This is a genomic window from Phyllobacterium sp. A18/5-2 (assembly GCF_025452215.1).
GTDB lineage: Bacteria > Pseudomonadota > Alphaproteobacteria > Rhizobiales > Rhizobiaceae > Phyllobacterium > Phyllobacterium sophorae.
This window is the reverse complement of sequence record NZ_CP104966.1, coordinates 89,510-102,129: the sequence shown is the minus strand read 5'-3', so window position 1 is coordinate 102,129 and position 12,620 is coordinate 89,510. Positions and strand designations below refer to the sequence as shown.

General features: G+C 56.6%; 11 protein-coding genes. All 11 read left to right on the top strand.

The genetic code is table 11. From position 1 onward, the window contains the following. Positions 1-2: 2 nt before the first annotated feature. The 11 genes from N8E89_RS00495 (at position 3) to N8E89_RS00440 (ending at position 12,290) form a co-directional block, all read left to right on the top strand. Positions 3-626: a hypothetical protein gene (locus N8E89_RS00495; protein WP_262260783.1), complete on the top strand. Its 624-nt coding sequence runs from the start codon at positions 3-5 to the stop codon at positions 624-626. Then, positions 623-1,054, top strand: a complete 432-nt coding sequence (locus N8E89_RS00490; RefSeq protein WP_262260781.1) for a DUF6950 family protein — start codon at positions 623-625, stop codon at positions 1,052-1,054. The genes N8E89_RS00495 and N8E89_RS00490 overlap by 4 nt, the downstream gene beginning before the upstream one ends. Continuing rightward, positions 1,051-4,095: a phage tail protein gene (locus N8E89_RS00485; protein ID WP_262260779.1), complete on the top strand. Its 3,045-nt coding sequence runs from the start codon at positions 1,051-1,053 to the stop codon at positions 4,093-4,095. Before N8E89_RS00490 ends, N8E89_RS00485 begins: the two co-directional genes overlap by 4 nt. 106 nt (positions 4,096-4,201) lie before the next feature. After that, positions 4,202-4,435 carry a hypothetical protein gene (locus N8E89_RS00480; protein ID WP_262260778.1) on the top strand — a complete coding sequence of 78 codons (234 nt, stop codon included), beginning with the start codon at positions 4,202-4,204 and terminating at the stop codon, positions 4,433-4,435. Then, a complete protein-coding gene (locus N8E89_RS00475; protein WP_262260776.1) occupies positions 4,435-5,994 on the top strand; it encodes a hypothetical protein in 1,560 nt (519 codons plus the stop codon). The genes N8E89_RS00480 and N8E89_RS00475 overlap by 1 nt, the downstream gene beginning before the upstream one ends. Before the next feature lie 104 nt (positions 5,995-6,098). Beyond that, positions 6,099-6,692: a hypothetical protein gene (locus tag N8E89_RS00470; RefSeq protein WP_262260774.1), complete on the top strand. Its 594-nt coding sequence runs from the start codon at positions 6,099-6,101 to the stop codon at positions 6,690-6,692. 592 nt (positions 6,693-7,284) lie between these two features. Then, complete coding sequence (locus N8E89_RS00465; RefSeq protein ID WP_262260772.1) at positions 7,285-7,503, top strand: DUF7940 domain-containing protein; 219 nt, start codon at positions 7,285-7,287, stop codon at positions 7,501-7,503. After that, positions 7,496-7,996: a lysozyme gene (locus N8E89_RS00460; protein WP_262260770.1), complete on the top strand. Its 501-nt coding sequence runs from the start codon at positions 7,496-7,498 to the stop codon at positions 7,994-7,996. The genes N8E89_RS00465 and N8E89_RS00460 overlap by 8 nt, the downstream gene beginning before the upstream one ends. After that, entirely contained in the window at positions 7,996-8,436 is a 441-nt protein-coding gene (locus N8E89_RS00455; protein WP_262260768.1) for a hypothetical protein, read from the top strand. Before N8E89_RS00460 ends, N8E89_RS00455 begins: the two co-directional genes overlap by 1 nt. A 222-nt stretch (positions 8,437-8,658) precedes the next feature. Next, positions 8,659-9,024: a DUF1515 family protein gene (locus N8E89_RS00445; RefSeq protein WP_262260764.1), complete on the top strand. Its 366-nt coding sequence runs from the start codon at positions 8,659-8,661 to the stop codon at positions 9,022-9,024. 224 nt (positions 9,025-9,248) lie between these two features. Further along, positions 9,249-12,290, top strand: coding sequence for an autotransporter family protein (locus tag N8E89_RS00440; protein WP_262260762.1), 3,042 nt, complete (start codon positions 9,249-9,251; stop codon positions 12,288-12,290). The last annotated feature ends 330 nt before the right edge of the window (positions 12,291-12,620 follow it).

The window sequence follows — 12,620 nt, the reverse complement described above, 5'->3', positions numbered from 1 at the left end:
CCATGAAGAATATCAGTGCGGAAATGGCTGCCAACTTGGCGGCCGCTCGCGATAGAGGCTTGGTTCCTCGTCAATTGCTGTTGGTCGAAGCGACCGAACGCTCAACTGGCCTGCCTTTCCTTCGCGGCTTTTGGACCGGTGACGACACTATCACGCTCGGCGTTCCCGATCGCGATACCGGCATCATCGTCAATCGTGAATTCATTGGCGGCGTCAACCTCGACATCAGCCCGATTCCGCGCGTCTCTGATCTGACGATCCAGACCGTCACGGTAGACCTTTCCCAAATCGCAATAGCGGTGCAGGAGATTGCCCGTGAATACGATCTGAGGCTTGCCAAGGCGGATATCTACGAGGTCACGCTCGACCCTCTCACCAAACTTGCATCGGCCAATCCCGAAATCGTGTTCATGGGCGAGGTTAACGGCAATCCGATCGATACGCCTGCCGTCGGTGATGAAGGCTCGATCGAGCTCGAATTGAATTCGGATGCGATAGGCATGTTGACCCGCACCAATCCGAGCAAAAGCTCTTACGAGGGCCAGAAGCGCCGGAGTGGTGACGAATGGGGCAAATATTCGAGCACAATCAGCTCGTGGAGCGTTCCGTGGGGGCAGAAGGCATGATCGAGCTTGTCCGCCTGCCGAACTGGCGTTCCCGCTTTGAAGCTGCGATCGATGAGATCAAGTTCGTACCGTTCGATTGGTCGACGCAACATGATTGCGGGCCTGGCCTCGCTGGTCGCATGGACTATGCCATCACTGGCGAGGATCTGACCGTCAAGTACCAAGGTCGCTACAAGACCGCCAAAGGCGCGCTTGCTGCGATGAAGCGCGAAGGCTTCGACAACCTTGCCGATCTCGTGGCGTCGTTCCTGCCTGAAATCCATCCATCTGAAGCCAGCATCGGCGATATCGTCGCCTACGAGATGGAAAGCCCGTTCGGGTTTGCACTTGGCGTCGTCAACGGTGAGCGCGTGTTCGTGCTTCGCCCTGAAGGCGTCGGGACCATGGATTTGCTTGCAGCCAAGAGAGCCTTCAAGGTCGGATCATGAAAAGCATTGGTATTTTCCTGACCGCCGCATGGTTCGTGCTGGCGGGGCTCTCGGTTGCCCATGCGGAACCGATCACGATCGCTTTGTTTGGCGCCGCATTTGCTGCCACGACGGCCGGGGCAGTTGTTTCGTACCTGATTGGCGCAGTGATCGCATATGGCGTCTCGCTGCTGTCACAGGCCCTGCTTGGCGAGCAAGAGCAAGCCCAGACGCAAGGCGTCAAGCTCACCGTTCAGATGGGCGACGACAAGCCGATGTCTTTCATTGCCGGCACAACTGCGACGGCCGGCAAGCGCAAATACATCGGGGCATGGGGCAAGGATGGCAAAACCCCGAATGCCTATCTGACTGACGTCATTGAGGTCGCCAATCTGCCCGTTCCCGGTCTGCCCGGCTTCTGGGTCGATAATCAGAAAGTCACAGTGCTTTGGGGCGAGGCACCGACCGAGCAGGGTTGGCCCGTTGCCGAGTATCGTGTCAACGGCAAGGACTATTTGTGGTTCAAATATTACGATGGCACCCAGACCGTCGCCGATCCGTTCCTGCTGAACAAGTTCGGCGCGGATCCTGACCGTCCGTATGAGCCCGGGATGATCGGCCGCGGCTGCCCTTATTTCATCGCCACGGCTCGCCTAAACTCCGAATTGTTCCCAAACCAGCCGACCTATCTTGCCGAAACGCCTGTTCCTGCCTGGTACGATGTTCGCAAGGATTCGACCGCTGGCGGATCCGGTACGCAGCGTTGGGACAATCCCGCCACATGGGCGCCGTCAGACAATCCCGTTGTCATCATCTACAACATCATTCGCGGCATCTATTACAATGGCGAATGGGTCTACGGCGGGCAAAACCTGCCAGCGTTCCGGCTGCCGGCGTCGAACTGGATGGTTGCGGCCAACGAATGCGATCGGCTCATTCCGCTCGCCGGTGGCGGTTCTGAAAAACAGTTTCGGTGCGGTACCGAGATTTCCTGCGATATGGAGCCACTCGCCGTCATTGAAAAGCTGAAGAAGGCTTGCAATGGCCGTATCGCCGAGAATGGCGGCGTCTTCAAAATCCTCGTTGGTGCGCCAGGAGCAGCGGTCTATTCGTTTTCGGACAATGACATCCTCGTCACCAAGGGGCAGAGCTTCACGCCGTTTCCCGGCCTGAGCGAAACCTACAATGGCATCGAGGCGACCTATCCGGAGCCGCTGGAGAAGTGGGCAACCAAGGATGCGCCGGCACGCTATTCAAATGCCTTAGAGGCTGCCGATGGTAATCGCCGCCTTGCATCCGGCGTGACCTTTGAGGCTGTTCCATTTCCTGTTCAGGTGCAGCGGTTGATGAAACTGTTGCTCGAGGAAGATCGGCGCTTCCGGATCCATTCGTTCTATTTGCCGCCGGATGCCTTTCTGCTTGAGCCAAACGACGTGGTTTCATGGACTTCGGTCCGCAATGGCTATGTGAACAAGAAGTTCCTGATCGTTCGCATCATCGGCGAGCGGTCGATGAACCAGCTCGTTGTGCTCAAGGAAATCGACCCGTCTGACTATGACTGGTCGACGGATGAACAGGTTCCGGTATCGGTTGGTCCCGTTGGCCCGATCGTCAATCCGTCACATCCGATGTTCGGTTGGCAGGCGCTTCCCGCCACACTGGACGATGATAGCGGCCCGCGCCGGCCGACGATCGAGGTGTTCTATGCCGGTGATCAGGATGGTGTCGATCGTATCCGCGTGCAGGTCTATCTCAAGGATACATCTGCGCTCTGGTTCGATGGCGAGTTGCCATATGAGGCACCGCTCGATCAGCAATACTCAACCAAGCTGGTCGCCGTCTTCGCACCGAATACCGAATATCAGGTTCGCGGCATCTATGTTTCCAACATCGGCAAGAACTTCACCTGGTCAGGGCTGATCGATGTCACCACGCCAGATGTTCGGCTCGGGGCAGATGATATCTATCCTGGCGGACTGGTCGACTCTGTTCTCGCCAGCCTTGGCAATCATCTGGAATGGCTTGCTGAGGGTGTGCACTACGCCCGCGATGAACTCGATCGGCTCAATCTCATTGCCGCCGATTCCGGAGCACAGTCGACGCGGGACAAGAAGGAACTGCTTGCTGAGGTCGGCAGTGCAAATGCGAAATATTCAAATGAGATCCTTGTCATTGCCAAGGCCAACGAGGCGGCGGTAATTCGCATCGAGGAGATCAATGCGGCGATCACAGATCCGGAAACGGGCCTGACCGCCAATGCCAATGCGATAGATAGCCTGTCAGTGGTTGTAACTGACATCGACGGCGAATTGACCGCTGTTGCTAACTCGGTGACATCCCTCACGACGACGGTTGGCAGATTCTCCGCAACTGGCCTTTTCAGGACAACGGTGGAGGCGACGGCGGCCGGCGCACTTGCAACGATCGGGCTTAGCGTCTCGGCAACCGGAGGCGGGGCCACGTCGCAAGCCGCCATGATCTTGAGTGCACTGGCAGGCGGGCTCAGTGAGATCGGGTTTCTTGCCGATCGCATCTATATGGTGAACGGGGCAAACAAGCGCAGGCCGTTTATCTTCTCGGGCGGTGTTTTGTACCTCGATGATGTTCGCGTCACTTCGCTATCCGCTCTATCCGCCACGCTTGGTAACGTCGATATCAGCAATGCCATCATCGGCAATCTGATTGTTGGCACGTCCAATCTCGGGTTCAATAGCGTTACCGACAAGCAGTCTTACAGCGGCGGTTCTACAGGAACGCAAGGAACTTGGACCGTAGTGGCGGCGGTAGCAACGCAGAATCCCAATCCCAATCCGGTATTCTGTGAATTCGGCTTCTCCGCCGTTTCACATGCAAATGGGGGTGGCTTTGCGAATGCGCGCGTTCGCTGGCGGCGGGATGGGGTCGTTCTCAAGCAATATTTGGCTCTCGCGACTGGCGTCGGTGGCGTGCCAGCGGACAGAAGCGCAGGCGAGATCTGGCTTCTTTCTGGACGATACACCCGTGCAAGGAACCAACACATACTACATCGAGGTCTGGAACGAGCTCGGCTCTGGCTCTGTTAGCGCCAGCGGCTTTGTAAAAATGGTCTGGTGGAAGCGCTAAGGCGCTCCACGCATCTCTCGACAACTCAATTCGGAATAACCCGCGTCGTAGCGGGAAGGAGAACCCATGCTTCCGACACCTCAGCAACAACCGGTTCAGCCGATCGACATGGCGGAAGAGGCGGTATCGCTCAACCAGTACTACGAAAAGCGCGTTCTGGTGCTGCGTTCTGCCCTTCGTCAGCAGACCGAAAAGGTCACTGATCTGACAGCGGAGAATGAAGAACTCAAAAAGGAACTGGCGAAACTGAAGCCTGCGGAAGCCAAGACGCCTCCCGCTACTAAGGAAGTGAAGAAGTAATGGCTATCAAACCTGACCATGAGGCGGGAACTGTCTCGATCACGAACGGCACAAACACGCTTTCCGGTGTCAACACGTTTTGGGTTTTGGCCAAGATCCAGAAGGGCGATACCTTTAAGGTCAAAAACCTTGATGCCATCATTGAGGAAGTGGTTTCCAACACGGAAATCATCCTGAAAGAAGCTTGGACCGGTGGAAATCTGACGGCATCGCCATACGCCATCCGCTATCAACCGGATGGATCGCGTTTCGCCGGCGCTTATGTCGAGATCCGTGAATTGCTCGCTAATGGCAACCTGACCGCCTTTGCAGCTCTCGTTGGGGCTCTCGACCTCATTCCGATTTTTACTGGCGCAGGTGCCCTGACACTCATTCCCAAGAACGATTTGATCCAGGGCGTCCAGACTGACGAGAATGTAGAAACGCTTGCGGAGCGGGCTGCATTTGATGGTGAAGCAAAAGGCTTCTCGGTACTTGTTGCAGACGTTGGCGATGGTCGTTCCGCTATCTATTTTAAACTTTCGTCTACTTCCGGTGATTGGTCCGATCCTGCCTATTTGACCGGCGCTAATGGTTCGTTTCAGTCAGAGGGTGATTGGTTAGCCGCCACCACGTACGAGATAGGTAAGGTTGTTTTTTACCAAGGGTCCTCGTGGATCTCCCTGCAGGATACCAACCTCAACCATGCGCCGCCGACGCTTCCAACGACTTCAAATGTGTGGTGGACAATTCTTGCCAAGGCCGGTTCGTCATTCATTTATCGCGGGAATTATGCCCCAGCGGCGGCGTACATCAAAGATGATGTAGTAACTAACCAGGGCTCTATCTGGATTGCACTTCAGGCGACTACCGGCAATCCGCCTCCGCTACTCCCCACGACTTCAAATGCCCAATGGCAATTGATGATTCAAGGAACCGGCACTTATAGAGGTGACTATGCAGCCGGGACACAATATCGCGCTGGTGATATGGCTCTGTTCAACAATTCCACCTGGATTGCCTTGCAATCCACTATCGGCAATTCACCTCCAGCGTTGCCAACAACGTCAAACGCCTATTGGGGACTTATTGCAGCAAAGGGCACGGGTGACGTTAGTGGACCGGCCACCAATGCCGATGGTAATCTTGCTTTGTGGAATGGGGCAAATAGCAAGACACTCAAAGATGGCGGGGTAATAACAGCCGCTGCACTTGCACTTGCAAATCTTACAGGAACACCGGTCGCTGACCGGTTACCTTATCTGAACGGAGCGAGTAGCGCTGCACTTGCTACATTGTCGTCTTTTGCACGCACCATTCTTGACGACACGACCGGCAACGCCATGGCCGTAACCATGGGGTTCGTTCAAAGCAGTGTCGGATCAAGTTTTTATGTAAGATTACCGGGCGGCTTGCTCGTTCAATGGGGGAGTACCGTCGGAACGACTGCTGGTGGCGGCGGCGGTATAAACGTTGCGTTGGCACAATCATATACCACGTCGGCTAGTTGGTCGCTTTCTGCAATGAACGGTGAACAGGCTTCCGGACCTATTCTTTTTGGGCGGATACACACCCGGTAAAAGCGCAAGTGGTTTTCTATTGGTTTTGAAAAACTCAACGACGGGCGTAGTTGCGGCTGACGGTGGAGCCTATCGTATCGATTGGGTAGCAGTGGGGGTTTGACATGGAAAACAAAATTTATATGACCTTCAATGAAGAAGGTTTTTTGACTGGAACTTGGAACAGTCACATTTATAGTTCGGATAAACAGCGCTCACGACCGGTTTATGGTCCTGTACCGGAGCCGACGGAAGAAGATCCGGAACCGGTCGCGCCTATCATCGGTGAAGAACCAAACCCCGACACACCTATTCCGGTCGAAGCAATCGAAATGACGAAAGCGGACGCGGATGAACTTTTCAGCTATCAGGGATTGCGAAAATTCATTGATGGTCAGGTGGTAATCCACACGCCGCCGACGCCACCGGAGCCCGTCCCGCAAACAATCAGCGATCGGCAGTTTGCTCAACAGCTTGCGAAATTGGGTTTGATTAGCAAGGTCGAGGCTCTGGACTGGGTCAAAGCCGGTGTAGTTCCAGTTGCTTTTGAAGCCTTCGTTCAGTCGCTACCGGAAGCACAGCAATTTGACGCGGAAATGCTCTTGTCTGGTGCGACGCAGTTTGACCGGGATCACCAGCTTACCGAAACATTCGGCGCCGCGCGTGGCATGACGCCCGAACAAATTGACCAGTTGTGGCGCGACGCAGCAGCCCTCTAACGAGAAACGGTGAAGCGCGCAACAGGCTGTGAGCTGCAAATACAGGTAACAGCATAGCTCCTGTAAGTCGCTTATGGCGACGTGAAAGTAGCGCGCCCCCGCGGATAGTGTGCTATCCGATGAAAGAGGCTTGGCCCGCCATTGAGAAGCGGACCAAGCCTCCTGCGGCGGACCCTACTTGCCCAGACGTGGCCAGCCTGCTGACGGAAAACAATCAGCACAGATATAACGAATATCGGCTCGACTCGTTCCAGAATTCGTGAAGCAGTGAGGCCCGACGCGGGGTTCTTCGGGCGGTGACACGCCGAGCCTCGTGCCGAAGAGTTCGACGCTCTCCGACGCGGCCTAGAACCGCGCCGAACTAGAAGTGTTCCTTAGGTCGCACAAAAAAGATGGCGAGGTCTCGCTCTCCGTCTAATGCATAACTCCTGACAATGGTAAGGGGCCAGGACAACGGTCTTCGAAAATAGTTCCCATAAGCGAGGCTTGGCCTCTTGCGTCTTGGAAGAACGGCCTTCAGCCAAGCCTCTGCTGTCTCGGCAGAGATCAGCGCCTTCAAACATACTGCCAAATTCACAAAAGGAAAATGCCCATGCGTCTTATAGACGGGTGGCGGGCTGTTCTGCGCAAGGCGTGGAGCAGCCGCCTGATGCTGCTTGCCGGTCTTTTGTCCGGCCTTGAAGTCATGTTGCCGTTGCTCGACGGCGTTCTCCCAATCCCTCCCGGCATATTCGCAGCCCTCTCATTCGTGACCGTGGCTGCCGCCTTCGTTGCCCGGGTCATCGCACAGAAGGATCTCGACAATGGCTAAAACCAAAAGCCGATACCTTGGCGCCGCTGGCGCTGCGCTTCTGGCTTTCTCGATCGGTTACACATCGTCATGGGAGGGCCGGCGCTATGTCGCTTATCAGGACGTTGGCGGTGTCTGGACGATCTGCGACGGGATCATCAAAGGCGTCAAGAAAGGCGACAAGGCCACCGACGTGCAATGCGATACGATGCTCCTTGAGGAAATACTGGCGCATGAGAGCAGGATGCTTGCCTGTGCGCCTGAGTTACTGACTGTCCCTGACAAGACCTATGTCGCGATCAACGATTGGGCATTTAACGTCGGCACTGGTGCGGCTTGCAAGTCCACCCTGATCCGCGAGGTCAAGGCCGGGAACGTCCGCGGCGCCTGCAACGAACTGAGCAAATGGGTCTACGTCAAGGGCAAGGTCATCAAGGGCCTGATGAACCGGCGTGTGACCGGAACAGTTGGACGGATCAGCGAACGTACTCTTTGCCTTGAGGGGCTGAAGTAATGACCGTGCTGGCGTTCTTTGTTCGCACGCTCGGTCTGCCGCTCTGCATCTTCATCGGCATGCTCGGCTTTTATGAAGGTGTGCCGGCTCTCCGCGACATCCCTTTCGCCGATCAGATCCCGGTCGTTCGCGAGCTGATCACCGGCCGGGTTCCGACAGAACGGGCGAAAGCGGCGACCGAAGCCCAAGCTGGTTACGTGTTGGAATCGGAGAAGATTGCGGCCGAGGCGAAAGCCGCAAAGATCGAGCGTGAGCGCAAAGCCAATCAGATCGTCATCGACGCCTATCAAGTCCAACTCATGAACCTGCGGGCAATCGAAGAACTAAGGATCGAACAGCATGAACAGAAAATTGCTGACTATGAAGCGAAGCTTAAGGCTGCTGGCCGTTCCCGTCTTGTTGATGACGCTGACCGGCGCTTCCTGCTCGACCCTCAATGACCGGTTGAATCAGGCCGCACAAATGAGGGGCGAGGCCGAGGCGGATCGCAATCTGCCGCTTTGGCCGGAGGATTGCCGGACCATGGAACCTCATGCGCCGGTTATCATCGGCACCGAAGCCTTGTCAGGTTGGAAACGTGAGAGACAGGCACTCGACAGAGCAAATGCCCGGGTAGGTCGCTGTGCAGGCTTTTATGACAACGTGGCAGGAAAGAAGAGCTGATGCCCCCAACAAGTCTCAACGACATATATAAAGCCATTGGCACTCTGTCAGCTCAAGTCGATGGGCTTCGCCGTGACATCGATGCTTCCGAACGCAGAGCCGGCGCTGAAAACCGCGAGGCCGATGAAAAGCGCGCGCAAGTGCATCGCCGCATGGACGATCTTATTACGGAAGTTGGTGATATCAAAACCGATATCGCCACGATCACAGAACAGGTCAAAGACAGCAAAACGGTAACGGATGACGTGAAGAAGTGGAAGGCCATGGGCATTGGCGCCCTGGGTGTCGTCGGCATTGGTGGAACAGCGCTTGGTGTCAGTCTGGCTAGCTACTTTGAATGGCTGGCAAAGTTATTTCACCGATGAGGCTTGACCCAGCCAAGTTGGACCAAGAAGAGCCAAGCCTCTGTTGCCCACCCGCAAAGTGAGCCACAAAATTGAGTTATCGCGTGTTGCCGATGTGCAACTAGTGGTTGTTATCAGGGACAACAGTCAATTATTCTAATTGCGTCACTTGTCTGTTAATCAGATCCCGCCATTGATTGGACAACTAGCGTCACTCGCTATTGGTGTAATCTCTGGAGGATAGCATGGACGACACGGTTGATACTGCCCAACAGGTCAGAAGAAGGCACCTTCTGGCCGGCGTAAGCTGCGCCACATTGGCGCTTTCCTATGCCGTATCTCCAGCCTCGGCGGCAGACTACGAGGTGAGCAATGAGACCGAGCTGCGCAACGCCATCACCGCGGCGAACGCCGATCCCGATGCCACTGCGACGATCACGCTGACGAGCAGCTTCACGGTGAGTAACACAGCGTTTCCGCTACCGACTAAGCCGATGACGATCGACACACAGAGCTTCGTCCTTTCTGGCATTGCAACTGCTCCGAACAATCCGGGAAACATAATCTTCTCCGGCAACTTTCCATCCGGTACGTTGACCTTCGCGGGCACCCTTGTGGGCGGCGCGTCGACAGCCACCATTGGGGCTGCCACAGGCTTGTCTGTGAATAATTCGGCCTCGAGCAGTACCGGCCAGGTCGTCAATAACGGTTCGATCACCGGCGGTGCGGGGCAGAATGCAGGGCAAACGGGGGGACTCGGTGTCGCACTGATCAATCCTAGTACTTTGGTCAACAACGGCACGATCTCCGCCGGAACCGCAAATGCGTATGTCCGCACCGCTGGTTCTAACGCCGGGAGCGGCGTCGCGCTTAACGCCGGTGCGGCGTTGATCAACAACGTCGGCGGCACGGTGCTGGGGGGAAATAGCACCGGGACAGGTGCAGGCGCGGGCTTGTATATGGTCGGGACCGTAGCCGCCCTCACTGCGATCAACTATGGCACGATCCGCGGTGGCTCGGACTTGGCCGGGGCCGCAGCCGGAAACGCGGCAGTTCGAGGTCGCGGTAATCAACTGTCGTCAATGACCAACTTTGGCCTGCTGCAAGGCGGGAACGGGGCGGCCGCGATTGCCCATGACGGCACGTGGAACGTCTCAGTCGTTAACCGCGGCACGATCCGGGCCGGTGTCGGTCAGAGCGACGCTATTCAATTCGGTGTGACGGTGACGAGCAGAGCCACACTTGAACTGCAAGCCGGATCGGTGATCGAAGGCAATGTCGTTGCGGGCGCGCTCGGTACCAACGACACGCTCCGGCTTGGCGGAAGCGATGACGCCGTCTTCGACGTGTCGGCCATCGGCCCGCAATATCAGAATTTCGACACTTTCCAGAAGACCGGTGCAAGCATGTGGTCCTTGACAGGCACCGGCACGGCCACGACGAATTGGGACATTCAGGCTGGAACGCTCGCTATCGGCGATGGCGGCACCAGCGGCAGTGTCCTCGGCGATTTGGCTTTGAACGGCGGATCGCTGGGATTCAATCGATCCGACGTGGTCACCTTCGACAATGTCATCACCGGAACCGGCAATGTAGTCCAGTCCGGCACTGGCACGACCATCCTGAATGGCGACTATACCTATAGTGGGCTGACGTCGGTTGTTGCCGGTACTTTGGCCATAAACGGTTCAATCACAACCCCGGTCTCCGTGGCGACTGCCGGTACTCTCGGCGGCGTCGGCACGATCTTCGGCGATGTCGAGAACCTAGGCACGATTGCCCCCGGTAGTTCCATCGGCACATTGACCATTGCCGGCAATTATATCGGCACCGGTGGTCTGCTCCAGATAGAGACCGCGCTTGGCGGCGATGCCTCGCCGACGGACCGTCTGGTGGTAACCGGCGACACCTCCGGCAGCAGCAATGTAAAAGTGATCAATACGGGCGGCACGGGTGCAGCGACTGTCGAGGGCATCAAGATCGTCGACATTGGCGGCGCTTCCAACGGCACATTCTCGCTGCTTGGCGATTATGTGATCAATGGCGAACAGGCGGTTGTTGCCGGCGCCTATGGCTATACCCTGCATAAGAACGGGGTGAGCACTCCCAGTGATGGAGACTGGTACCTGCGATCGGCCCTTACATCGCCGACCGAACCGGGTGAGCCGGAAAATCCCGGTGAACCGGGTGAGCCGGAAAATCCTGGGGAACCGGGTGTACCTGGAAATCCTGGTGGACCTGAGCGCCCGATCTATCAACCCGGCGTGCCGATCTACGAAGCCTATGGTCAGGTCCTGCAAAGCCTGAACGGTGTCTCGACCCTGCAGCAGCGCGGAGGCAATCGCTATTGGGCCGGGGCAGGCAATGGTGCGCTGGCGCAAGGCGATGGCCCGGGCATGGTCGAAGCCGCACCGCTCCCCTCGGAGGGTGGCGATATCGCGATCGATTCCCGTGGTATCTGGGGCCGGATTGAAGGTGCGCATGGCAAGTTCGAGCCCAGGACTTCAACTACGCTGTCTGACTATGATGTCGATACATGGGAGGTAGAGACAGGGATCGATGGCCAGTTCCATGAAAGCGATGCCGGTAAGCTCATCGGCGGTCTCACCGCCCATTACGGCCATGCCTCCGCCGACATAGCCTCGTTCTTCGGTGATGGCTCGATCGACACCGATGGATATGGTCTCGGCGGCACGCTGACCTGGTATGGCCAGAACGGCTTTTACCTCGACGGACAGGCGCAGGCGACATGGTATGATAGCGATCTCACCTCCACCACGCTTGGGAGCAGTCTCGCCGACGGCAATGACGGCTTTGGCTACGCCTTCGGCCTTGAAACCGGAAAACGGTTCAATCTCAACCAGAACTGGACCATGACGCCGCAGGCGCAGCTGGCCTATTCCAATGTCGATATCGACGACTTTACCGATCCGTTCGGCACCGACGTGTCGTTTGGCAGCGGCGACAGCCTCAAGGGCCGGATCGGCGTTTCCGCCGATTATCAAAATGCCTGGGAGGACAGAGCCGGAAAGCTCACCCGCACCAATCTCTATGGCATCGCCAACCTCTATTATGAGTTCCTGGATGGCAATGAGACCGACGTCTCAGGCGTGAACTTTGCCACCGCCAATGACCGCACCTGGGGCGGCATCGGGGCAGGCGGCAGCTACAATTGGAATAACGACAGTTACTCGCTCTACAGTGAGGTTTCGGTCAACACCAGCCTGTCTCACTTCGCCGAGAGCTACAGTCTCAATGGGACAGCAGGGTTCAGGGTGAAGTTTTAACGCCACCCGGGCCCGTCAGCCTCATCACGGGCGGGCTTTTTTTGCGTCATTGCGGATTGATCGGGATCAGTGAGACCTGTGTGAGGACACCGGGAAAGCCACGCTGTACCGGAGCCGTCGACGACCACGGCAGATCGAATGGATTCTGCCGTGACGGTCTTGGTGTCCTCACATTGTTTGACGGTTCCACAACGCGGTGGACTTGGCTACAGCGGGAAGGAGTCGCGTGTTCTCAAGCAGTTTCAGGGGAAAGTTCAAAATTTACTTCAAGATTTAAACTTTGTTGCCGATTGAACACAGGCAATTCAATGGTTCTACGCTAGACAGTCA

Excerpts from the sequence above, each read along its gene's own strand:
- N8E89_RS00470 (WP_262260774.1), top strand. The coding sequence starts at position 6,099 with ATGGAAAACAAAATTTATATGACCTTCAATGAAGAAGGTTTTTTGACT.
- N8E89_RS00465 (WP_262260772.1), top strand. The coding sequence starts at position 7,285 with ATGCGTCTTATAGACGGGTGGCGGGCTGTTCTGCGCAAGGCGTGGAGC.
- N8E89_RS00460 (WP_262260770.1), top strand. The coding sequence starts at position 7,496 with ATGGCTAAAACCAAAAGCCGATACCTTGGCGCCGCTGGCGCTGCGCTT.
- N8E89_RS00475 (WP_262260776.1), top strand. The coding sequence starts at position 4,435 with ATGGCTATCAAACCTGACCATGAGGCGGGAACTGTCTCGATCACGAAC.
- N8E89_RS00490 (WP_262260781.1), top strand. The coding sequence starts at position 623 with ATGATCGAGCTTGTCCGCCTGCCGAACTGGCGTTCCCGCTTTGAAGCT.
- N8E89_RS00480 (WP_262260778.1), top strand. The coding sequence starts at position 4,202 with ATGCTTCCGACACCTCAGCAACAACCGGTTCAGCCGATCGACATGGCG.
- N8E89_RS00445 (WP_262260764.1), top strand. The coding sequence starts at position 8,659 with ATGCCCCCAACAAGTCTCAACGACATATATAAAGCCATTGGCACTCTG.
- N8E89_RS00455 (WP_262260768.1), top strand. The coding sequence starts at position 7,996 with ATGACCGTGCTGGCGTTCTTTGTTCGCACGCTCGGTCTGCCGCTCTGC.
- N8E89_RS00495 (WP_262260783.1), top strand. The coding sequence starts at position 3 with ATGAAGAATATCAGTGCGGAAATGGCTGCCAACTTGGCGGCCGCTCGC.
- N8E89_RS00485 (WP_262260779.1), top strand. The coding sequence starts at position 1,051 with ATGAAAAGCATTGGTATTTTCCTGACCGCCGCATGGTTCGTGCTGGCG.
- N8E89_RS00440 (WP_262260762.1), top strand. The coding sequence starts at position 9,249 with ATGGACGACACGGTTGATACTGCCCAACAGGTCAGAAGAAGGCACCTT.